Here is a 20,106-nt window from a genome sequence, read left to right as displayed (position 1 = left end):
GCGGGTGTTGACGCCGGATCCGTCGACACCGATCTATCGAGGAAGCACATGCCAAAGGTCACGGTGCGCTACTGGGCCGCCGCGAAGGCCGCGGCCGGCACCGCCGAGGAGCCGTACGACGCGGACACCCTCGCCGACGCCCTCACCGCCGTCCGCGAGCGACACCCCGGGGAACTCGCCCGCGTACTGCTGCGATGCTCGTTCCTCGTCGACGGTGACCCCGTGGGCACCCGCGGACATGAGACGGTACGGCTGGCCGAGGGCGGCACGGTCGAGGTGCTCCCGCCGTTCGCAGGAGGATGAGCGAAGCGATGAGCAACCAGCCGTACGAGGGTTATGGCGAGGGCTACGACCCCTACGCCCGGCAGCAGCCCCAGCAGGCACAGGCGCAGGCCTGGCCCGGGCATCAGCAGCAGGCCTACGACGACCCGCAGGCCGACCAGCAGTACACCCAGCAGTGGCAGGGCCAGACCTGGGACACCCAGGTCCAGCAGACGAGACCCGCCGCGTCCGACCTGGCGTACTTCCCGCCGCAGAACTACCAGGCGGAACCGCAGAGTTACGACCCCTACGCGCAGGCCCAGCCCCCCAGACCCGACGTGCCCGCGGCGCAGACCCCCGCCCCCTCGGCCGGAGACGGCTACGGCCCGCCCTCCCTCGCGGGCAACGCCCGCATCACCGACGCCCAGCGGGCCAGGCTCGAAGGCCGTTCGCCGATCATCGAGCCCGGCATGCAGCCCGCCGGCCTCACCGCCGTCCTGGCGCTCCTTCTTTCCGTCACCGCGCAGGTCGGGTCGTACGCCCTCGTCGTACCGCTCGTCATCCTCCAGGCGGTGACGGCGGCGGGCTGGTTCCGGCTGAACGGGATGTGGCCCGCCCGGCAGGGCATCGCGCTCGCCTTCGCGGGGGCGCTCGTCGCGGACGTGGCGCTGCTCGCGGCCGGCCGGGAGAACGGCCCGGCCGCGATCCTCGGCACCCTCGGTGTCTGGGTGCTGCTCTCCCTCGTCATGCAGCTGCGCTCGCACGCCGACCCGGACACCAGGATCACCGGCCTGATGGCGACGGTCGCCTCGGCGGCCCTGGCCATCGTCGCGGCCGGGCACCTCGCGGCCGACCCGGACGCGGTGACGGTCGGCGCGGCGGCGGTCGCGGTGGCGATCCTGGCCCGCGCGCTGCCGCTGCCGACGGCGGCGTCGGTCGTCGTCTCGCTGCTCGCCGCCGCCGGTGCGGGCATCGCCGTGGGCGGCGCGACGGGCATGGGCGCGAAGGGCGCGCTGCTCGGCGCGGGCGCGGGGGTCTGTGCCCTCATCGGCCACCGTGTGGCGAGCTACGACTACCCGTCCCGCTTCGTCCACTTCACGGCCGGTGTGGCCCTCCCGCTGGCGGTCGCCGCCCCCGCGGTGTACGTGCTGGGGCGCGCGCTCGGCTAGAGCCTCACGGTCAAGTGCCGTGTCGTAGGCGGGAGTTAAGAGACCTGTCACAGGTGATCGACAATTTCGCGGTACACGCGTCGGACAGGACTACTCTCACGCTGGGCGGCCACCAGGTCGTTGTACCGCTTCCGTCGACGACCACCAGGTGGGGAACTCCGTACATGCGTGGGCTACGAATACTTCTGATCGTCGTGGTGATTCTCGGGGCCCTGTTCGTGGTCGTGGACCGGGTCGCGGTCCACTTCGCGGAGCAGGAGGCCGCGTCCAAGGTGAAGACCAGCGAGAACCTGGCCAGCACCCCCGACGTCTCCATCAAGGGTTTCCCCTTCCTCACCCAGGTCGCCTCCGGTGAGCTGGACGACGTGGAGCTCGGCGTCAGCCAGTACGAGGCGCCGACCGGCAACACCGCGGGCAGCGGCGGCGCCACGTCGATCCGGATCGACGACCTCAAGGCCGACATGAAGGACGTCAAGTTCTCCAACGGCTACAGCACCGCGACGGCGGCCAGCGCGACGGGCACCGCGATCATCTCCTACGACCAGCTGCTCAAGGCCGCCAAGTCCGCGCCGACGAGCGTCTTCACCGGCGTCACGGCCCAGATCGTCGGCCTCTCGGACGGCGGCGACGGCAAGATCAAGGCCGACATGAAGGTCACGGTCACCGGGATCGGCACCACGACGTATCCGGTGCTCAGCACGGTCACCGTCGTCGGCAACACGGTGAAGGTGCACGCGGACAACCTGCCCAAGCTCGTCGTCGACCTCGCGGACTCGCGGATCCGCACGATCACCGACTTCCAGCAGACGCTGGACCAGCTGCCGGGCGGGGTGCAGCTGGACAGTGTGCAGGCGGCGAAGAGCGGTGTGGACATCAAGGTGAAGGGTTCGAACGTCAAGCTGGCCGGGTAGGACCTGCTCCGGGCGCGCTCCGGACCTGGACCGGGCGCCGTCCGTGCGGGCGGTGCCTGTCCGAGGGGCGAGACGGCAGTGTCCGTGCGGCGGCGGAGTCACTCGTCGCGAGGCCCCGAAACCCCTGCCGTGGAACGCCCGGCGGGTTTCTCGTCTCACATCACGGACGATCGCGTCTCAAAATACGACACACCGGTGACATGTGCGGCGATCCGTCCCTACGATCGTCGCTATGCAGTGCACTTTGAGCGTCCTCCGGTCGCGGGGACAGGCGGACTTCACGAAGCGGCGGGCAGTAGACCTGTGCCGCGTCGCCGCCATGCTCTGTCGCACGTTCTGAGCGGAAGCGCAGCCTTCCGTCTTCCCCCGTGCCCCTGACCTCGATCAGGGCACTCGCGCGAGCGCGCACCCCCTCTCTCACGCACCGCACCGCCGTAACTGCCCCGGAGGAGAAAAGCATGAGCCGCAGTGACGTCCTGGTCGACGCCGACTGGGTCGAGGCCAACCTCGACAACCCGAGCGTGGCGATCGTCGAGGTCGACGAGGACACGTCGGCGTACGAGAAGAACCACATCAAGAACGCGATCCGGATCGACTGGACGAAGGACCTCCAGGACCCGGTACGCCGTGACTTCGTCGACCAGGAGGGCTTCGAGAAGCTCCTGTCCGGCAAGGGCATCGGCAACGACACGCTGGTGATCCTCTACGGCGGCAACAACAACTGGTTCGCGTCGTACGCGTACTGGTACTTCAAGCTCTACGGCCACGACAACGTCAAGCTCCTCGACGGTGGCCGCAAGAAGTGGGAGCTGGACGCCCGCGAGCTGGTGGAAGAGGTCCCCTCGCGTCCCGCCACCGACTACAAGGCGAAGCCGCAGAACAAGGCGATCCGCGCGTTCCGCGACGACGTCGTGGCGGCGATCGGCTCGCAGAACCTGGTCGACGTCCGGTCGCCCGACGAGTTCAGCGGCAAGCTGCTCGCGCCGGCGCACCTTCCGCAGGAGCAGTCGCAGCGTCCGGGTCACGTCCCGTCCGCGCGCAACATCCCGTGGTCGAAGAACGCCAACGACGACGGCACGTTCAAGTCGGACGACGAGCTGAAGGAGCTCTACGCCGACGAGCAGGTCGACCTGGCCAAGGACACCATCGCGTACTGCCGTATCGGCGAGCGCTCGGCCCTGACCTGGTTCGTGCTGCACGAGCTGCTCGGTGTCGAGAACGTCAAGAACTACGACGGTTCCTGGACCGAGTACGGCTCCCTGGTCGGCGTTCCGATCGAGCTCGGCGCCAACAAGTAAGCAACCGCACCACCGCTGCGACCTGAAGGAAACAAGACATGTGTGGAGCGAAGGCCGGCGGCCCCGACGCCTCGACGATCAAGCCCGGTGAGACCACCATCCAGGGCCAGGTGACGCGCAACGGCGAGCCCGTGACGGGTTACGTCCGGCTCCTGGACTCGACCGGCGAGTTCACCGCGGAGGTCCCGACGTCCGCGACGGGCCAGTTCCGCTTCTACGCGGCCGAGGGCACCTGGACCGTCCGCGCCCTCGTCCCCGGCGCCACCGCCGACCGCACGGTGGTCGCCCAGACGGGCGGCCTGGCGGAGGTCGCGATCGCCGTCTGACCACCGTCCGACGGCAGCGCTCGACTGCTGAGGGGCCGCACCTCCCGGGGTGCGGCCCCTTTGCTTTCCCTGGGCGCGACCCTTTGGCGTGCCCGGGCCTACCCTGGAGAGATGCTGGCACGTCGCCGTCGCACCTACTTCGTCATGATGGGCATCTGCATCGGGCTCTTCGTCCTGGCCTGGGGAGTCGTGCGGATCTGGTCGGTGCCCGCGGCCGTCGGGATGTGTGTGGTCGCGATGCTGATCCCGCCGGTGGCCGCGATGGTCGCGAACCGGCGAGGCCCCGACGACCGCTGGTGGGACGACCCGTCCGGCGATCCCAAGTCGGACGAGTGGTGGGACGAGCTGGACGGCAAGAAGCGCCGCCCGTGAGGCACGCGGTGAGCGGGTAGAGGGCGGGCATGTCGCCTACGAGACTGTCCACCGTGGTCCTCGACGCGCGGGACGCGCACGAGCTGGCCGGCTTCTACGTCCGCCTGCTCGGGTACGTGATCCGCGCCGAGGAACCCGACTGGGTCCTCATCGGCCCGCCCGACGGAGGCACCGGCCTCTCCTTCCAGACCGAGCCCGAGTACGCCCCGCCGGTGTGGCCCACCCGCACTCCCGGCGACCAGCAGATGATGCTGCACCTCGACATCCAGGTCGACGACCTGGCGGGCGAGTCCGAGCGGGCCGTGGCCCTCGGAGCCACCCTGCACGACCATCAGCCGCAGGACGACGTGCGTGTTCTGCTGGATCCCTCCGGGCATCCGTTCTGCCTGTGGCGGGAGGAGCAGGGGGTGTGAGCGAGGGGCGTCACGCGTGCCCGCTGCGGCTCAACCGGCCGTCGGCGCAAGGTTGTTCATGAGCAGGCCCAGGGTGAACTCGAAGCGGTCGGGGCCGGTGCCGGAGATCAGTTCGGCGGCGTGGGCTCGGGTCTGCGGGAACTTCTCGGCGGGCAGGGCCGTGAAGCGGTCCAGCAACTCCTCCTGGCTGAGCACCCATTCGGGGTTCTCCTGCCGGCGCCGCTGCCGGACCAGGGACTGCTCCAGGGCGTACGCGCCGACGTAGAGGGACAGCGCGTCGCGGGCCCAGCCCGCCGTCCTCGGTTCGATGCCGCCCGCGAGGAGGATCGCCAGGATTCCCTCGCCGACCCGCAGTGTCTCCAGGCTGGTCGGCACCATGGCCAGCGCGGCGCGTGAGATGCCGGGGTATTTCAGGTAGAGGTCGCGGATCTGCGTGTAGACCCCGGCCAGTTGCTCGCGCCAGGCGGCCGGGTCCGGTTCGGGGAGCGTGACCTCGGCGTAGAGCCTGCCGATCAGCAGGTCGTCGAGGTCGTCCTTGGTGACGATGTGCGCGTACAGCGACGAAGGACCGGTGCCGAGCACGGCGGCGACCCGGCGGATGGTCAGCGCGTCGTACCCCTCGGTGGCTACGACCTCCAGCGCGGCGTCGGTGATCCGCTCGACGGTGATCGGCTTCTTGCGGGTTGCGCGGCGTTGGCGGGGATCGCGGGGATCGGCTGGCATGCCGACCAGCTTACCTTGACACGAACTTAGTTCGTTAAGTAGAACTTAGATCGTCAGAACGAACTAAGTTCGTCAGCCAGCGCGGACCTGGTTCGTGGCGCGTCGATTTTCCGGAGGTACGTCATGCGAGTTTCCGTGGTCGGAGCCGGTCTGGGAGGTCTCGCTCTCGCGCAGGGCCTGCGCGGCGCCGGGATCGAGGCCGACGTCTTCGAGCGCGACCCGGGGATCGTCGCCCGGTTCCAGGGCTACCGGCTCGTGCTGAACCCGACCGGGTTCCAGGCGGTGCGCGACTGCCTGCCGACGCGCTGGCACCCGCTGCTCGACGAGATCGTCATGGAGGCCTCCGCCGAGCAGCTGGTCCTGGACCCGCGGCTGAACGAGATCGGCAGGCTCGGCGCGGGCCGCACCGGCATCGTGGTCGACCGGCAGGTGCTGCGACACCTGCTCCTGACCGGCCTCACCGTGCACACCGACGCCGCGCTGACCGGCTACGACGTCCTGCCCGACGGCACCGTCCGGGCCCGGTTCGCCCACCGCGCCCCCGCCACCGCCGACCTGCTCGTCGGCGCGGACGGCGTCACCTCGGCGGTCCGCGGGGTGCTGTCGCCGCGGACCACTCCGACCGACACCGGCGTCCGCTTCGTCATCGGCCGCACCCCGCTGACCGACGAGTTCGCCGCCCTGTCCAAGGCGTACGGCTCGAAGATCGCGGGCGACGGCGTCAGCCTGCTGCTCGGCGCGATGCGCTTCCGCACCCCGCCGAAGCAGGCCGCCGAGCGGCTGGCCCCCGACGTCACGCTGCCCGACATCGGCGACTACGTCCGCTGGGCCATGATCCTGCCGCCGAACGGCTCGCTGGAGAACCTGACCGCGCAGGACGCCGTGCTGGCCAGGATGGACGGCTGGCACCCGCAGCTGCGCGCGCTGATCGAGCAGGCCGACCCGGACAACAGCACCCTGCTGTCCATCCGGGTGGTCGAGCCCGCCGAGCGCTGGGCACCCGGCCCGGTCACGCTCCTCGGCGACGCGATCCACGCGACCTCCCCGACCGGGGGCAACGGCGCGAACACCGCGCTGCGCGACGCGGACCTGCTGCGCCGCCGCCTGATCGAGGCGGACGGCGGCAGCCGGGATCTGCTCGACGCGGTCGGTGACTACGAGCGGCAGATGTTCGAGTACGGCGCGGAGGCCGTGCGCAGCAGCCTTGAGAGGCTTCCCGCGTTCGCGCCCGGGGCGAAGCTGTCCTGAGGCGGGGTCGTCCTTGGAGCGGGGCGGTGTCTCAGCCCGTCGCGATGATCGCCAACAACAGGCCGCCGATGCACATCGCGGTGAGCGCGCCGGTCCAGAAGGCGTCCTCGCGGAGGGCCCGCGGTGTCCGGAACCGGCGTCGGCGACGGACCGGGGCGGGTGGAGGTGCCGGGGGCCTCTGCTGTCGTACGACGGGTAAGGGCGCCGGCGGGATGACCGGGGGCGGTACCGCCTGGGCCGGGGGGACCTGGATCAGTTGGTGGGGGAGGGGGCGGTTCATACGGGGTGGGCCTCGCTGCGGTGTTTGCGGAGCAGGACGTTCGCGTCGGTCTCGGCGCTGTGGTCGTGCTCGGCGCGGGCCAGCGAACGGAGTTCGGCCAGTTCCTCGCAGGGCGCGCAGTCGGGGACCGGGCGGGGTGGCACGTTGACCAGGAACGGGGCGTCGGTGCGGGCGCGGTTGTTCGCCGCGTGGACGCCCGCGAGGAGGCGTTCCCGGTCCGTCGCGGGGCGCAACGACTCCGGGTCGGCCTGCCATTCGCGGCCACCGCCGACGGGGCGCAGCAGGGCGTACGGGCCGGCCGAGTCCTGGTACTCGCCCACTTTGCCGGTGTCGGGGTCGTAGAGCAGCGCTCCGGGTTCCATCGGCTCTCCTCCTTTTTGTGCAACTTCCATACGTAATGCGTTAGTTGCACTACTCTGTGCAGTCCTGGGTGTGTTACGAGGATGGCCCAGGTCGGAGGCGAATGCAGTGCCAACGGGCTCAACTTCCGCGCGGGGCACGCCAAATTCCACAAATTCCACAGCACAGGAGGTTGTGATGCCGCAACGGGTGGCCGTCACGGCGCTGAGCCATGAACCCAGGAAGCGGTTCTCGGAGGAGGTGCGGAGGCTGAGGCGTGAACGGGGCCTAAGTCTGCGGGACTTGTCGAAGGCGGTTGGCTGGGACTCGTCGCTGCTCGGAAAGATGGAGGCCGGGAGCACGCTGGGCGGACCCGAGGTGGTACAGGCCCTGGATCAGCACTACGGAACAGGGCCGCTGCTACTCACCCTGTGGGAGCTCGCGCTGGGGGATCCGAACCAGTTCAAGGAGCAGTACCGGCGCTACATGGTGCTTGAGGGCGAGGCGACGTGCCTGTGGCACTACTCCGTGAGCATCTTGCCTGGCCTGCTTCAGACGGACGCCTATGCACGTGAGGTTCTCGCGCTGGGTGGCTATCGCGGCAAGGATCTGGACCTACAGGTCGAAGCGCGGGTCGGTCGGCGGAAGTTACTGGAAAGGCTGGATGACTCGCCGCCGTTCCGCGGACTCATCTCCGAGGCGGTGCTGCGCACGCCCCTACGGGCCCCTGAGGCGTGGCGGCACCAGCTTGAGTACCTGTTGGAAGTGGCAGGTCGACGGGATGTCGCCATCCAAGTCCTGCCGCTCAGCACGGGGTTGTGCGGGCTGGTGAGTACTGCCGTGATGTTCCTGCGACTGTTGGACGGCACTACCGTGGCGTACACGGAGAATGCCCATCGGGGCGAACTCATCGAGGACAGCACTGCAGTTGAGCGTTTGCAACGTGCGTACGATGCAATGCGCGACAAGGCGCTCAACCTGGCTGAGTCGCGGTCGTTCATCATGCGGATGTTGGAGGAAGCGCCGTGCGTGCCATCGACCTGACCAGCGTGACGTGGCGGAAGAGCAGCTACAGCAACCCCGACGGCGGCGAGTGCGTCGAGGTCGCCCCCAACCTCCCCCTCGTCCCCGTCCGCGACAGCAAGAACCCCGCCCACGGCACCCTGTTCTTCGGGGTCGACGCGTGGGCGGAGTTCATCCGGGCTCAGTAGACCAACGCCTGCGTCCCGTCGGCCATGACCTCCTGTACGAACACCTGCGCCCCGGCGATCCGGACCCCCTCGATGACATCCTTCTCGGAGATGTCCCGCCGGGCCGCGCACTGCGTGCACAGCGTGACGCGGCCCGCTGCCAGGATCGAGTCGATCAGGTCCGGCAGCGGGGCGGCATGCGGGAGTTCGAACTCCGCCGCGCGCCCCGGCAGGGCGAACCACGCGGACTCACCGGTCAGCCACAGCGAGACGTCCACTCCGCTGGCGACGGCGACCGCGGCCACCGTGAACGCCTGTGAGCAGCGCTCGGGCGCGTCCGACCCGACCGTCACCTTGATCACGAGCTTCTTCGACATGACCGAATCGTAATCAACTCCCTTACAACTCCTTGCAGTAGCCACGGGTCTTCTGTGCGCGCATATGGAATGCGCACGTCATGTTCCGTGGGGGACGTCTTGGAAGTACCGGAAAAATCCATCGAAGAAGCAGCGGAAGTACCCGACCCTGAGCCGGAGTCGGGGCCCGCGCCCCGCCCGCGCCGCCGGGGCCGTACCACCCTCCTGATCGCCGTCGCCGCCGTGCTCGGTGTCGTCGCCGGTACCTGCACGGGGTTCCTCGTGCAGGCGAACCGCGCACCCGACGCGCTGCCCTCCCTCTCGCAGGCCACGCTGGCCCAGGCGAAGGGGCCGGCTCCGGAGCCGTTGTCCGCAGCGCAGGACCGCGAGGTCAAGGTCGACGGCGACCTGCGCAAGCTCCTGCTGAAGAAGCCGAGCGGGGCGCGGGACGCGGACTACACCGTCGGGCAGGACGGGTGGCTGGACCTGGCCGGATACGCGGAGATGTACGACAAGCCGGCCGGGGCCTTCGGTGACCTCGTCGCCAACGAGTTCCGCCGCGCGGCCGTCGTGAACTGGCGCGAGGGCAGCTCGCTCTTCGTCGAGATCAGGCTCGTGCAGTACCGCCAGCAGGACCAGCTCGTCGTCGCCGACGACGCGAGCAGCGCCTACAGCTATGCCGAGGACAAGCCCCACACCGACAGCTGGCCCATCCCGGGCACCGGTGACGGGATGGCCTACGTCCACAACTCGCCCGACCGCAAGGCCGGTTACACGGACATCTACAACGCCGACGCGCACGCCTGGCGCGGCGACATCGAGATGGAGATCTGGGTCACCTCCGGGAGCCCCGTCTCCCAGAAGAAGATCATGGATCTGGCCAAGCGGCAGATGGAGCGACTGTGACCACCGAGAACCCCGAACTGGTCGGTGGCTCCGAGGAGTTGCCCCCTGAAGTCGTCAAGAAGCCGGTGCGCAAGGGTCGTATCGCCGCCATCGCCGGGGTCGTGCTGCTGAGCCTCGCCGTGGTCGGCGCGGTCGGGTACACCGTCGTGACCGTGAACGGCGCGGACCGGGACGCGGGTGACGCCGTATGGGCGTTCCCGAAGGCGTCCTCGGAGAAGGCGGAGAGCGCGGCCAAACCGACCGGGCTCGCCGCGGCGCTCGTGCCGTACGGCCCGGACGGCTGGAGTCAGGGGCCGGACATCGCGCAGTACGGCTACGACACCTCCTTCACCGGGACGCAGGCGGCGGCGCTGCGCAAGGAGGCGCTGAAGGACCTGCCGCTCAAGCAGCGCAAGCCGCTGGAGAAGGCGATCGACAAGCAGCACACCAAGGGCCTGGCGATGCGCAGCTATGTCAGCACCGACGAGCAGTCGTCCGTCTACACGGACAAGGCGTCGACGGTGAACATCGTGCTGGCCCAGATCGCGGACACGTCGGCGGTACGGAACGCGTCCCGCTTCCAGAACGAGTTCCTCGACTCCCTGGGCGTCTTCCGGCCCGGGCCGTCGATCAACGGCTACAAGAACGCCAAGTGCTTCCTCACGCCGAAGAGCAGCGACGAGAAGCTCGACACGATCTACTGCTCCGCCTACCAGGGGGAAGTCCTGGTCTCCCTCACGGCGCAGGCCGTCAGGCCGATGCAGACGTACGCCATCGGGCGCCTGCTCCAGGAACAACTCGACCGCATCAAGGACCCGGGGGAGGCGGTATGACCGACCAGCAGCAGGAGAAGGCCGTGGAGACCGTCCCCGAACCCCGGGAGACCGTCGAGATCCCGGCCGTCGAACCCCCGGCACCCGCCGAGAGCCCGGCCGCGGTCCCGGCGCCCCCGCTCCTCCCGCCCACCGCCTTCCAAGAGCCGGAGCAGGCGCAGGAGCCGGACCCCCTGCCCGTCGCCGTCAAGAAGGACCGCCGGGTTCTTCGCGCGGTGCTCCGGTGGTCCGCCGCCGTGGTCGTCTTCGCGGTGGTCGGGGCAGCGACGGCGTACGGGATCACCGACATGAAGCGGACGGACGTGCCCGGCCTCGCGACGGCGTCGGACGGGCGGTGGGACTACCCCACCCTCACCAGGCCGCCGCTGCCGAAGGGCAGCCCGGGGCCGTTGGCCGAGGCGAACCGGTCGGGGTCCCACTTCGCCGACCTGCGGGCGCTGGTGCTGCCTGCGCCGAAGGGGGCCACCGGGGACAAGGCGCTCGACGGCAGTGACGGCTGGCTGGCCACGAAGGTGTTCCTCGCCGAGTTCTCGGCCGCCGACGACCGGACCGAGCTCGCGCAGAAGCTGACCGACGACGGCCTGCGGCACATCGCGGCGCGCGGCTGGACCACCCCGGACGGCACGCACACCCGGATCTACCTGCTCCAGTTCGACACGTCGACGGTCGCCGACGGCCTGGTCTCGGGGAACCTGGCCGGGTACGCGTCGCCCACCTACCCGGTGACCGGCGCCGACAGCTACGAACCGGACGACGACTTCCCGGACGCGGCGAAGGTCACGAGCGTCTCGTCGGTCCCGTACGCCGAGGTGAAGCCGTACGGCGCCGAACAGGTCCGGCTGGCGTTCGTCACGGCCGGCGACACCGTCGCGATGATCGTGCAGTCGAGAAAGGGCGAGGCGAACCCCGTCCCGTTCCAGCAGACGGTGACCCTGCAGAGCCAGCTGCTCGGCTAGCCGCACCTCGCAGAGAGAGCCGGGGTCCAGCCGCGTAAGCTGGGCCCCGGCCCCGTGTACACGTACCGCTCGAGGAGCACCCGTGGAGATCTTCTTCGAAACCCTGCTGGTCCTGGTCTGCGTCGGCGTTCTCGCCTTCGCCGGACTGAGCGTGAAGAAGCTGTACCAGGGCCAGCGCTGACCCCCACCGAGGAACTGCTGACGCCATGATCGAGATCCCGTCCGACCTCCACAAGGACCTGGTCCCCCTCGTCTTCCTGCTCGGCGAGTGGGCCGGCGCGGGCGTGCACGACTTCCCCGGCTCCGAGAAGTGCAACTTCGGCCAGGAAGTCTCCTTCACGCACGACGGCCGCGACTTCCTGGAGTACCACTCGCACACCTGGGTCCTGGACGCCGAAGGCAACAAGGTCCGCCCCCTGGAGACCGAGTCCGGCTTCTGGCGCATCGACGCCGACCGCAAGGTGGAAGTCACGATGACCAGGGACGACGGCGTCGTCGAGATCTGGTACGGCGACCTCGCCAAGCAGAAGCCCCAGATCGACCTGGTCACCGACGCCGTCGCCCGCACGGCCGCCTCCGGCCCGTACACCGGCGGCAAGCGGCTCTACGGCTACGTCAAGAGCGACCTCATGTGGGTCGGCGAGAAGCAGACCCCCGAGGTCGAACTCCGCCCCTACATGTCCGCCCACCTGAAGAAGGTCGTCACCCCGGACGACGTCGAGCGCTGGGCGAAGGCCCTTCCGGACGACATGCCGGACGACGGGATCGCTTTCTTCAAGTAGTCCTAGACTCTGAGGTGTGGTGAGCACCGACTGGAAGAGTGACCTCAGGCAGCGCGGCTACCGGCTGACGCCGCAGCGGCAACTCGTGCTCGAAGCCGTGGACACCCTGGAGCACGCGACCCCCGACGACATCCTCATCGAGGTGAGGAAGACGGCGTCGGGGGTCAACATCTCGACCGTGTACAGAACACTGGAGCTGCTCGAGGAGCTCCAGCTGGTCAGTCACGCGCACCTGGGGCACGGGGCGCCGACGTACCACCTCGCGGACCGGCACCATCACATCCACCTCGTCTGCCGTGACTGCACGAACGTCATCGAGGCCGATGTCGAGGTCGCCGCCGAGTTCCGGGCCAAGCTGCGGGACACGTTCGGTTTCGAGACCGACATGAAGCACTTCGCGATCTTCGGCAGGTGCCGTGACTGCTCCCTGAAGACGTCCGCGAAGACTTCGACTACCGAGTCGTAGGCTTACCCGTATGAAGAGCCCCCTGCTGTCCCTGCCCGGCGCCGTCCCCGCCGAAGGAGTGGACGAAGGCGTCGCCGCCCACTACGGCGACCTGTTCCGTGAGCAGCGCACCCTCGCCGACGGCACCGGTTTCGTGGACCTCTCGCACCGCGGGGTCGTCGCCGTCACCGGGGACGACCGGCTGAGCTGGCTGCACCTCCTGCTCACCCAGCACGTCAGCGACCTCCCCACCGGCGTCGCCACCGAGGCGCTGATCCTCTCCGCGCACGGTCACATCGAGCACGCGCTGTACCTCGTGGACGACGGCACCACGGTCTGGATGCACACCGAACCCGACACCCAGGAGGCGCTGATCGCCTACCTGGAGTCGATGAAGTTCTTCTACCGCGTCGAAGTCACCGACCGCACAAGCGAGTTCGCGGTGGTGTACGTCCCCGCCGGTTCCATCGCCGAGGTCCCGTCCGGCGCGGTCGTCCGCGAGACGCCGTACGGCCGCGATGTCTTCCTCCCGCGCGAGGACCTGGAGTCGTACGCCGAGAAGTCGGGTCCCCCGGCCGGCATCCTGGCCTACGAGGCGCTGCGCGTCGAGCACCACCGCCCCCGCCTCGGCTTCGAGACCGACCACCGCACGATCCCGCACGAGCTGGGCTGGATCGGCACGGCGGTCCACCTCCAGAAGGGCTGCTACCGCGGCCAGGAGACGGTCGCCCGCGTCCAGAACCTGGGCAAGCCCCCGCGCCGCCTCGTCTTCCTCCACCTCGACGGCAGCGAGGTCCATCTCCCGGGCCACGGCACGGAGTTGAGGCTCGCGGCGGAGGGCGCCGAGGGCCGCAAGATCGGCTTCATCACCACCTCCGTACGCCACCACGAACTGGGCCCGATCGCCCTGGCCCTGGTCAAGCGCAACATCCCACTGGACGCCCCGCTCCTGGCCGACAGCACGGCCGCCGCGCAGGAGGTCGTCGTAGAGCCCTAGGGCCTGGACGGTGCCGGAGGGGACTGACTCAGGCGGTGGGCGGCTCGATCTCCCCGGCGAAGACGATGACCTGGTCGATGAGGCTCCGCCGCAGGTGGACGACGTCCGTCCCCGCCAGGCGCGGGCCTCCGTCCGGCGTTGTGAAGACCCACTGGTACCGGGCCCACTCGTCCGGCATGTCCACCGCCGAACAGCGCACCATCGTGCCGGTCCCCGCGGGGTGGCGCCGGATGTCCAGCACGAACCGCTCGACCGCCTCGATCCCCTCGCTGCGGCCCAGCGGTCCCCAGAAGACCACGTCCGAGGTCAGGGCCTGGGAGAGCAGCGCCGTCACATAGCTGTCGTCAGAGGCGTTGAAGGCGGAGATGAACGTGTCGATCGCGGACCGCGCGGTCTCTTCCTGCATACATCAGTAATACCAGTCGCCCTGGGGACCTGGTGGCGGCTCTAGAGGTCCACGACCACCGTGAACGGGCCGTCGTTCGTGAGCGCCACGCGCATCTGGGCGCCGAAGCGGCCCGTCGCCACGGTGGCGCCCAGGGAACGGAGTTGGGCGACGACCTCGTCGACGAGCGGCTCCGCGATGTCGCCGGGGGCGGCGGCGTTCCAGGTGGGGCGGCGGCCCTTGCGGGCGTCGCCGTAGAGCGTGAACTGGCTGATGACGAGCAGCGGGGCGTCGATGTCGCTGCACGACTTCTCGTCGTTGAGCATGCGGATCGACCAGAGTTTGCGGGCCAGTTGGGCCGCCTTCTCCTTCGTGTCGTCGTGCGTGACGCCGACGAGGACGCACAGCCCCTCGCCGTCGATCGCCCCGACGGTGTCGCCCTCCACGACGACGCTCGCGCCGTCCACCCGCTGCACCACTGCTCGCATGGGTTCCATGATGCCGTGCGGGCGGGAAGGGCCGTGAGGCGGCCGTGGAAGAGCGGCGGGCGAGCGGCGGGAGAGCGGCGGGAGAGCGGTGGGAGAGTGGGAAAGCGGGGCTGTAAGGGGCCGATTTTTGATGCTTAACCCCCCATCTGGGGCCGTTCGGGGGCACTCGGTCACATAGCGGCCACTTGGGGTGGCACGATGCTGTCCACACGCCGGTCGAGGGGACGGGTTGAGGCACATGAGCACACCGAGTACCGGGCAGCCCCCCGGGACTGTCTCGCTGATCCGCGCGGGGGGACCGGCCGGCCGCCGGCCGCCCGTGCAGCGCGTCGACAGCCCGCTGCTGCCCGTCGATCCGCCCGCGCCCGACCTGACCGTCCTGCGGCTCCCGGAGCTGCGCGCGCTCCGCCGTGACGCGCAGCGCGACGAGGCCGACCTGAGTTACGTCCGCCGGCTCCTCCAGGGCCGTATCGACATCCTCCGCGCCGAACTGGCCCGGCGTTCCCCGGCGGGCGCGGCCTCCGTCGTCGACCGCCTGTCGGAGATCCTCGCGGACGCCCCCGCCCGGCACCGTTCCTCCGCCCGGCATGTCACGCTCGGCACGCCGCACAGCGAGGAGTACCGGCTGCTCGCCGCCGAGATGCTCGCCGAGGTCGAACTGTCCGACCTGGAGGCCCGCACCGACCTCGAACTGACCACCGCGATGGGGCGTCTCGTCCGCTACGAACAACAGGTGTCCCGGCGCCGTCAGGTCCTCCAGCACACGGCCGACGGCTGTAGCGCGGAGATCGCCCGCAGGTACCGTGAGGGAGAGGCACAGGTGGACGACCTGCTGACGTGAGGGGTTCCGTGTGACAGCCGACCCGTACGACATGTCATCGCCAGAGCGGGTGCCGGTGCCTGTGCCGGTTCTGGCGGAGGTGGTCCGGTCCGGCTTCGTGGAGAGCCGGCATCGCGGCAGCCTGGTGATCCTCGCGGCGGACGGCTCCGTGGAACGGGCCCTGGGTGACGCGACGACCCCCGTCTTCCCCCGCTCCTCCAACAAACCGATGCAGGCGGCGGGCGTACTGCGCGCGGGCCTCGACCTCTCCGGCGAACGCCTCGCCATCGCGGCGGCGAGCCACTCCGGTGAACTCTTCCACCGCGATCTCGTACGCCGACTTCTCTCCGAACACGGCCTGGACGCCGGGCAGTTGCAGTGCCCGCCGGATCTTCCGCTTGACCCCGTCGAGCAGGAGACGTATCTGGCGTCGGGTGCCGTGCGTGACCGCATCGCCATGAACTGCTCCGGCAAGCACACGGCGATGCTGGCGGCGGCCGCGCTGCGGGGCTGGCCGTTGTCGTCGTATCTGGACCCGGATCACCCGCTGCAAAAACTTATCCACAGGGTTGTGGAAGAAAGTTCGGGAGAGCGGGTGGCGGCTGTCGGCACGGACGGCTGCGGCGCCCCCCTGATGGCGATCACGCTGACCGGCCTCGCTCGCGCCTACCGCTCGTTCGTCCTGGCGGACCCCGGTTCGCCGGAACGGCGGGTCGCGGATGCGATGCGTGCGTATCCCGAGCACGTCGCCGGAACCCGCCGCCCCGACACGCACTTGATGCGTGCCGTGCCGGGGGTGCTGTCGAAGATGGGGGCGGAAGGGGTCCAGGCGATGGCCCTGCCGGATGGACGGGCGCTGGCCTTCAAGGTGGAGGACGGGGCGGGGCGGGCGTTGGGGCCGGTGCTGGGGCGGGCGTTGGATTTGATGGGCGTACGGGGAGGGAGTGACGCGCTGGGGAGGTCGGTGGTGCTGGGCGGGGGGCGTGAGGTGGGGGAGATCCGGGCGGTGTTCTAGGGCGTGGGTCGGGGCGGGTCGGGTCGGCTTGGGTGGGGTCGGGTTGGGTCTGGTTGGATCGGCTCGGGTTGGATTGGACGGCTCGGGTCGGCTCGGGTCGGCGTGGGTCGGATCGGCGTGGGTCGGCTCAAGTCGGGTCGGGTCGGGCCACTCGCTTCTTGGGCAGTGTCGTGCTTCCACGGCCCGAGTAAAGGGCGCTCCCTGCGGTCGCGTCGGCTGCGCCGATTCCGCTCCGCTTCACCCTTGACTCGGTCCGCTCCAGCCCGTGTGAGAAGCGAGCGAGCGGCCCGGAGGGGTGGGTGGCCAGGTGGGGATGCCCTTGCCTGCACTGCGTTGCGGGGCGGTGTGAGGGGGCGCGGGCGCGGCTCGGCTGCACGCCGGGTGGGCTTGGCGGCTATCCGCCGGTGGGTGGGCCCCAGCGTTCCGGTGGGTGGGGCCAGCGTTTTGAAGCCCACCCTTTCAACCCGGGTCGGCACCCATCACCGCTCAGTTCTCCGGCAACTTCTCAGTCCAGGCCCGCATCAGTCAGCCTCCGGCACCCTTTCAGTCCAGGCCCGCACCAGTCAGCCTCCGGCACCCTTTCAACCCAGGCCCGCACTAATCAGCCCGTCCGGCGTTTGAGGACGAGGCCCCTTCAGGGCCGTTGGGGGTCTGGGGGCGGAGCCCCCGGGCGGGGTCGAAGGGGCGCAGCCCCTGGGGATGGGACGGGTAGGGGCGGCGGGGGCGAAATAAATCCCGGCAACCCCCACCCACCCCGACCTACCGTGAATCCATGACCCGCCCCCACCCCACTCACCCCACCCTCCCCGTCCGCCCCATCACCCAGCCCGAGATCCCGGACTGGATCCGCGCCCTGAACACCGGCTTCCTCCGCACCCCAGAAGTCGGCGAAGAAGAGATCGCAGACCGCAGCACCTACATCGACCCGACCCGCACCCTCGCCGCCTTCGACAACGGCCGCTGCGTAGCCACCTTCCGCTCCTTCCCACAGGAACTCACCGCGGTAGGAGGAACCCCCGTCCAGGCCGACGCCATCTCAAACGTCACGGTCACCTCCACCCACCGCCGCCGAGGCCTCCTGACCCGCATGATGACCCAGGACCTCACCGCGGCGAAGGAACGGGGAGACGTCGTAGCCACCCTCATCGCAGCCGAGTACCAGATCTACGGCCGCCACGGCTTCGGCCCCGCCACCACCGCGACGAAGTGGCAGATCGACGTCACAAGGGCAGGCCTGGACCCCCGCTGGTCCGCCCCGGAGAACGGCGGCCGTATCGACTTGGTGGACGGCGCGGACGTACGCAAGCTCGGCCCGGAGCTGCACGAACAGCTCCGCCGCACCCAGCCCGGCGTGGTCAACCGGGACGACCGCTGGTGGCAGGTCGCCACCGGCGCCGTACGCCTGACCCGCTCCCCGGCATGGATGGAGCCGTTCTACGCCGTCTACCGGTCGGCGGACGGTGAGGTGGAGGGCCTGGCCGCCTACGTCTGCGACGACACGTGGACGGATGCCAAGCAGCCGCTGGACACGGCGACGGTGAAGGGGCTGATCGCGACCACCCCGGCCGCCGAACGCGCCCTGTGGCACCACATCTGCTCCATCGACTGGGTGACGAAGGTGACGTCGGACTGGCGGGCCCCCGACGACCTGCTTCCCCTCCTCCTGCCGGACCCGCGCGCGGCCACGATCACGACCCAGGCGGACTGGCTGTGGGTGCGCATCCTGGATGTCGTACGGGCCATGGAGGCGCGGTCGTACGAGGGGGAGGGCGCGTTGGTGTTCGAGGTGGTCGACGCTGCCGGGCTGGCCGGCGGGCGTTACCGGCTGGAGGCGTCGGCCGCGCAGGGGGCCTCGTGCACGCCGACCGCCGAGAGTGCCGAACTCACCTTGGATGTAAGGGAGTTGGGGGCACTGTGGCTCGGTGACGAGTCCGCGGTGCGGCTCGCCGCGCTGGGCCGGGTCCGGGAAGAACGAGCGGGCGCCGCCCGTGTGGCCGACGCCCTGCTGCGTACGTCCAGGCGGCCATGGTGCCCGGACATCTTCTGAACCTGGACGACCCTTCCGCTGACGCCGATCGATGGACTGGACTGGCTGTACTGGACTCATCCGTAGCTGTTCAGTTGTGGTTGTTGTTCGGTGACGCGGTGACGCGGTGACGCGGTGACGCGGTGGTACCGGCTGACCGGGCTCTCGGCTCCCCTCCAGGAGAGAGACCCGGTCGTCCAAGTTGGCTAAGTTGGCGACCAACTCACTTCTAGTTATCTCCGCTTGGAAGCGTCTCATAACCACCTTTCCCTGAACTGCCCAAAGATGGCGGGAAGTTGTAGTGTTTGGTCGTGGACCCGGAACACGCCACCGTCAATGGACGGTCGAGGTCACCACGGCCACAGTGGTCACACCGCGAGCTGGCCGACGAGCTGCGCAGCCGGATCAGGTCCGGTGTACTGCGGCCCGGCCAGCGCATGCCCACCCAGGCCAAGCTGGCGGACGAGTTCGGCGTGGAGCGCGGGGCCGTACGACAGGCACTGCGCATCCTGCAGTCCGAGCGTCTGCTCACCAATGTGACCAAGGGCAGCCCGGCGACCGTCGCTCCCGACCTCAGCCCGGCCCTGACCGGCCCCGGAGCCCCGCCGCAGCCCACGACGGTGGGCCTCGCGCCACGTATCGCGGAGGCCTTCGCGCAGCCGCACGTCGAGATCGAGGCCCTGTGTCTGACGGCGGTGTCGCTCACCCTCGCCATCGGCGAACCGCTGCGTCAGATCCACGCCGGACGACTGAAACCGGCCAAGGTCGACGTCCGGGTGCTGCTGCCGAGCAGCGACATCGAACTCGCCTTCCCGTCCCGGGTGGACGCCCCCGCCGACGGCCGGCTGCAACAGCGCTGGCTCGCCCAACGCAACGCCCAGGGACAGGTGTTGAAGCACAACCTGCTCGCGTTGCGCGCGACGCACGGCATCGATGTGCACATCACGTTCCGCGCGCTCCCCTTCACCCCACCGGTGAAGCTGTACCTGCTCAACGGCTCGGAGGCCCTGTTCGCCTACTACACGCTGTTCCAGCGGGAGGCGGAGATCGGTCACGAGCAGGTGGAGATGTACGACGCGGAGGGCACCCAGTCGATGCTGTTCGCCTTCGACCAGGGTGCGGGACTGCGGGACACGACCTTCGTGGAACAGTCGCATCTGTGGTTCAACGCGCTGTGGGAGACGATCAGTTCGGAGCTGACACTCACACCCCGGAGCTGACCGCCTCCGAGTGACTCACAGAGCCGGTCCGGTGACCAGCAGGGCCAGGACGACGGCCCCGATGGAACTGATGGCCGGGCTCTTGGCCTTGATGCCGATGGAGAGCAGTAGCAGGCCGATGATCCCGGTGGCGCCGTACTTCCACTGGACGATCTGCTCGAAGCCGACGACGAAGACGGCGGTGAGGAGGGCGATGGCAGGCACGGTGGTTCCCCCTTCGGGCTGCGGAAGCAAAACTTCCACCAACTTGAAGCAACTCGATGAAGTTGGCAGCCAACTCTGCTTAAGTTGTGCCCGATTGGCACCTACTCACACCTACTCACAATGAGGTTCCAAATAACTCCCCTTAGATGGGGCAGAGTTATACC

At 69.5% G+C, this 20,106-nt stretch carries 27 protein-coding genes; 20 read left to right on the top strand and 7 right to left on the bottom strand.

From position 1 onward, the window contains the following. Positions 1 to 48: 48 nt before the first annotated feature. The 7 genes from OHT77_RS21405 to OHT77_RS21375 all read left to right on the top strand — a co-directional run bounded on the left by OHT77_RS21405 (position 49) and on the right by OHT77_RS21375 (position 4,750). Entirely contained in the window at positions 49 to 303 is a 255-nt protein-coding gene (locus OHT77_RS21405) for a MoaD/ThiS family protein (protein WP_266770868.1), read from the top strand. Between the two features lie 8 nt (positions 304 to 311). Next, positions 312 to 1,430 carry a hypothetical protein gene (locus OHT77_RS21400; RefSeq protein WP_328830147.1) on the top strand — a complete coding sequence of 373 codons (1,119 nt, stop codon included), beginning with the start codon at positions 312 to 314 and terminating at the stop codon, positions 1,428 to 1,430. 164 nt (positions 1,431 to 1,594) lie between these two features. Continuing rightward, on the top strand, positions 1,595 to 2,341 hold the full coding sequence (locus tag OHT77_RS21395; protein ID WP_328830146.1) for an LmeA family phospholipid-binding protein: 747 nt from the start codon (positions 1,595 to 1,597) through the stop codon (positions 2,339 to 2,341). A gap of 458 nt (positions 2,342 to 2,799) precedes the next feature. After that, complete coding sequence (locus OHT77_RS21390) at positions 2,800 to 3,639, top strand: sulfurtransferase (protein ID WP_266770872.1); 840 nt, start codon at positions 2,800 to 2,802, stop codon at positions 3,637 to 3,639. A gap of 38 nt (positions 3,640 to 3,677) precedes the next feature. Continuing rightward, the gene (locus OHT77_RS21385; RefSeq protein WP_019064558.1) at positions 3,678 to 3,965 is read left to right on the top strand and encodes a DUF1416 domain-containing protein; all 288 of its coding nucleotides are present in this window, start codon (positions 3,678 to 3,680) and stop codon (positions 3,963 to 3,965) included. 111 nt (positions 3,966 to 4,076) lie between these two features. After that, positions 4,077 to 4,337 (top strand): DUF3099 domain-containing protein, encoded by a 261-nt coding sequence (locus OHT77_RS21380; protein WP_043673068.1) that lies wholly within the window; start codon positions 4,077 to 4,079, stop codon positions 4,335 to 4,337. Between the two features lie 29 nt (positions 4,338 to 4,366). Further along, positions 4,367 to 4,750, top strand: coding sequence for a VOC family protein (locus OHT77_RS21375; RefSeq protein ID WP_328830145.1), 384 nt, complete (start codon positions 4,367 to 4,369; stop codon positions 4,748 to 4,750). Between the two features lie 30 nt (positions 4,751 to 4,780). Here the strand turns inward: OHT77_RS21375 and OHT77_RS21370 are convergent, their stop codons facing one another. Continuing rightward, complete coding sequence (locus OHT77_RS21370) at positions 4,781 to 5,473, bottom strand: TetR/AcrR family transcriptional regulator (RefSeq protein WP_328830144.1); 693 nt, start codon at positions 5,471 to 5,473, stop codon at positions 4,781 to 4,783. 123 nt (positions 5,474 to 5,596) lie between these two features. Here OHT77_RS21370 and OHT77_RS21365 point away from each other — a divergent pair, with 123 nt between their 5' ends. Further along, on the top strand, positions 5,597 to 6,721 hold the full coding sequence (locus OHT77_RS21365; RefSeq protein WP_328830143.1) for an FAD-dependent oxidoreductase: 1,125 nt from the start codon (positions 5,597 to 5,599) through the stop codon (positions 6,719 to 6,721). A gap of 31 nt (positions 6,722 to 6,752) precedes the next feature. Here OHT77_RS21365 and OHT77_RS21360 read toward each other — a convergent pair whose 3' ends face one another. Both OHT77_RS21360 and OHT77_RS21355 read right to left on the bottom strand, forming a co-directional pair. Further along, a complete protein-coding gene (locus OHT77_RS21360) occupies positions 6,753 to 7,001 on the bottom strand; it encodes a hypothetical protein (RefSeq protein ID WP_328830142.1) in 249 nt (82 codons plus the stop codon). Further along, complete coding sequence (locus OHT77_RS21355) at positions 6,998 to 7,363, bottom strand: hypothetical protein (protein WP_266770882.1); 366 nt, start codon at positions 7,361 to 7,363, stop codon at positions 6,998 to 7,000. Before OHT77_RS21355 ends, OHT77_RS21360 begins: the two co-directional genes overlap by 4 nt. Before the next feature lie 175 nt (positions 7,364 to 7,538). Between OHT77_RS21355 and OHT77_RS21350 the strand changes: the two genes are divergently transcribed. Together OHT77_RS21350 and OHT77_RS21345 are read left to right on the top strand one after the other, a co-directional pair. Then, positions 7,539 to 8,384, top strand: coding sequence for a DUF5753 domain-containing protein (locus tag OHT77_RS21350; protein WP_328830141.1), 846 nt, complete (start codon positions 7,539 to 7,541; stop codon positions 8,382 to 8,384). Next, positions 8,366 to 8,551 (top strand): DUF397 domain-containing protein, encoded by a 186-nt coding sequence (locus OHT77_RS21345; protein ID WP_328830140.1) that lies wholly within the window; start codon positions 8,366 to 8,368, stop codon positions 8,549 to 8,551. The genes OHT77_RS21350 and OHT77_RS21345 overlap by 19 nt, the downstream gene beginning before the upstream one ends. Here the strand turns inward: OHT77_RS21345 and OHT77_RS21340 are convergent. Continuing rightward, positions 8,545 to 8,907, bottom strand: a complete 363-nt coding sequence (locus OHT77_RS21340) for a DsrE family protein (protein ID WP_328830139.1) — start codon at positions 8,905 to 8,907, stop codon at positions 8,545 to 8,547. The genes OHT77_RS21345 and OHT77_RS21340 overlap by 7 nt on opposite strands. A 99-nt stretch (positions 8,908 to 9,006) precedes the next feature. Between OHT77_RS21340 and OHT77_RS21335 the strand changes: the two genes are divergently transcribed. From OHT77_RS21335 to ygfZ, 6 genes are all read left to right on the top strand, one after another. Continuing rightward, positions 9,007 to 9,792 (top strand): hypothetical protein, encoded by a 786-nt coding sequence (locus OHT77_RS21335; protein ID WP_328830138.1) that lies wholly within the window; start codon positions 9,007 to 9,009, stop codon positions 9,790 to 9,792. Then, positions 9,789 to 10,604 (top strand): hypothetical protein, encoded by an 816-nt coding sequence (locus OHT77_RS21330; RefSeq protein WP_328830137.1) that lies wholly within the window; start codon positions 9,789 to 9,791, stop codon positions 10,602 to 10,604. Before OHT77_RS21335 ends, OHT77_RS21330 begins: the two co-directional genes overlap by 4 nt. Further along, positions 10,601 to 11,560 carry a hypothetical protein gene (locus OHT77_RS21325; protein ID WP_328830136.1) on the top strand — a complete coding sequence of 320 codons (960 nt, stop codon included), beginning with the start codon at positions 10,601 to 10,603 and terminating at the stop codon, positions 11,558 to 11,560. Before OHT77_RS21330 ends, OHT77_RS21325 begins: the two co-directional genes overlap by 4 nt. A gap of 206 nt (positions 11,561 to 11,766) precedes the next feature. Then, positions 11,767 to 12,342 (top strand): FABP family protein, encoded by a 576-nt coding sequence (locus OHT77_RS21320; protein ID WP_266770912.1) that lies wholly within the window; start codon positions 11,767 to 11,769, stop codon positions 12,340 to 12,342. Between the two features lie 16 nt (positions 12,343 to 12,358). After that, the gene (locus tag OHT77_RS21315; RefSeq protein WP_328830135.1) at positions 12,359 to 12,808 is read left to right on the top strand and encodes a Fur family transcriptional regulator; all 450 of its coding nucleotides are present in this window, start codon (positions 12,359 to 12,361) and stop codon (positions 12,806 to 12,808) included. A 10-nt stretch (positions 12,809 to 12,818) separates the two neighbouring features. Then, the gene (ygfZ, locus tag OHT77_RS21310; RefSeq protein WP_266770916.1) at positions 12,819 to 13,784 is read left to right on the top strand and encodes a CAF17-like 4Fe-4S cluster assembly/insertion protein YgfZ; all 966 of its coding nucleotides are present in this window, start codon (positions 12,819 to 12,821) and stop codon (positions 13,782 to 13,784) included. A 28-nt stretch (positions 13,785 to 13,812) separates the two neighbouring features. On the opposite strand, the gene OHT77_RS21305 is transcribed toward ygfZ, so the two are convergent. Both OHT77_RS21305 and dtd read right to left on the bottom strand, forming a co-directional pair. After that, entirely contained in the window at positions 13,813 to 14,190 is a 378-nt protein-coding gene (locus OHT77_RS21305; RefSeq protein ID WP_328830134.1) for a nuclear transport factor 2 family protein, read from the bottom strand. 41 nt (positions 14,191 to 14,231) lie between these two features. Next, complete coding sequence (gene dtd / locus OHT77_RS21300; RefSeq protein WP_328830133.1) at positions 14,232 to 14,657, bottom strand: D-aminoacyl-tRNA deacylase; 426 nt, start codon at positions 14,655 to 14,657, stop codon at positions 14,232 to 14,234. Between the two features lie 238 nt (positions 14,658 to 14,895). On the opposite strand from dtd, the gene OHT77_RS21295 reads away from it, so the two are divergent. From OHT77_RS21295 to OHT77_RS21280, 4 genes are all read left to right on the top strand, one after another. Continuing rightward, a complete protein-coding gene (locus tag OHT77_RS21295) occupies positions 14,896 to 15,498 on the top strand; it encodes an RsiG family protein (RefSeq protein ID WP_328830132.1) in 603 nt (200 codons plus the stop codon). A gap of 31 nt (positions 15,499 to 15,529) precedes the next feature. Continuing rightward, positions 15,530 to 16,492, top strand: a complete 963-nt coding sequence (locus OHT77_RS21290; protein WP_328830131.1) for an asparaginase — start codon at positions 15,530 to 15,532, stop codon at positions 16,490 to 16,492. Positions 16,493 to 17,264: 772 nt separating this feature from the next. Then, positions 17,265 to 18,539 carry a GNAT family N-acetyltransferase gene (locus tag OHT77_RS21285; RefSeq protein ID WP_328830130.1) on the top strand — a complete coding sequence of 425 codons (1,275 nt, stop codon included), beginning with the start codon at positions 17,265 to 17,267 and terminating at the stop codon, positions 18,537 to 18,539. Positions 18,540 to 18,823: 284 nt separating this feature from the next. After that, the gene (locus tag OHT77_RS21280; RefSeq protein ID WP_328830129.1) at positions 18,824 to 19,738 is read left to right on the top strand and encodes a winged helix-turn-helix domain-containing protein; all 915 of its coding nucleotides are present in this window, start codon (positions 18,824 to 18,826) and stop codon (positions 19,736 to 19,738) included. 15 nt (positions 19,739 to 19,753) lie between these two features. Here the strand turns inward: OHT77_RS21280 and OHT77_RS21275 are convergent, their stop codons facing one another. Next, a complete protein-coding gene (locus OHT77_RS21275; protein WP_266770963.1) occupies positions 19,754 to 19,942 on the bottom strand; it encodes a hypothetical protein in 189 nt (62 codons plus the stop codon). Between the last annotated feature and the right edge of the window lie 164 nt (positions 19,943 to 20,106).

The sequence above is a fragment of the Streptomyces sp. NBC_00252 genome, assembly GCF_036187565.1.
Classification (GTDB): domain Bacteria; phylum Actinomycetota; class Actinomycetes; order Streptomycetales; family Streptomycetaceae; genus Streptomyces.
This window is presented reverse-complemented; position numbering and strand designations above follow the sequence as displayed.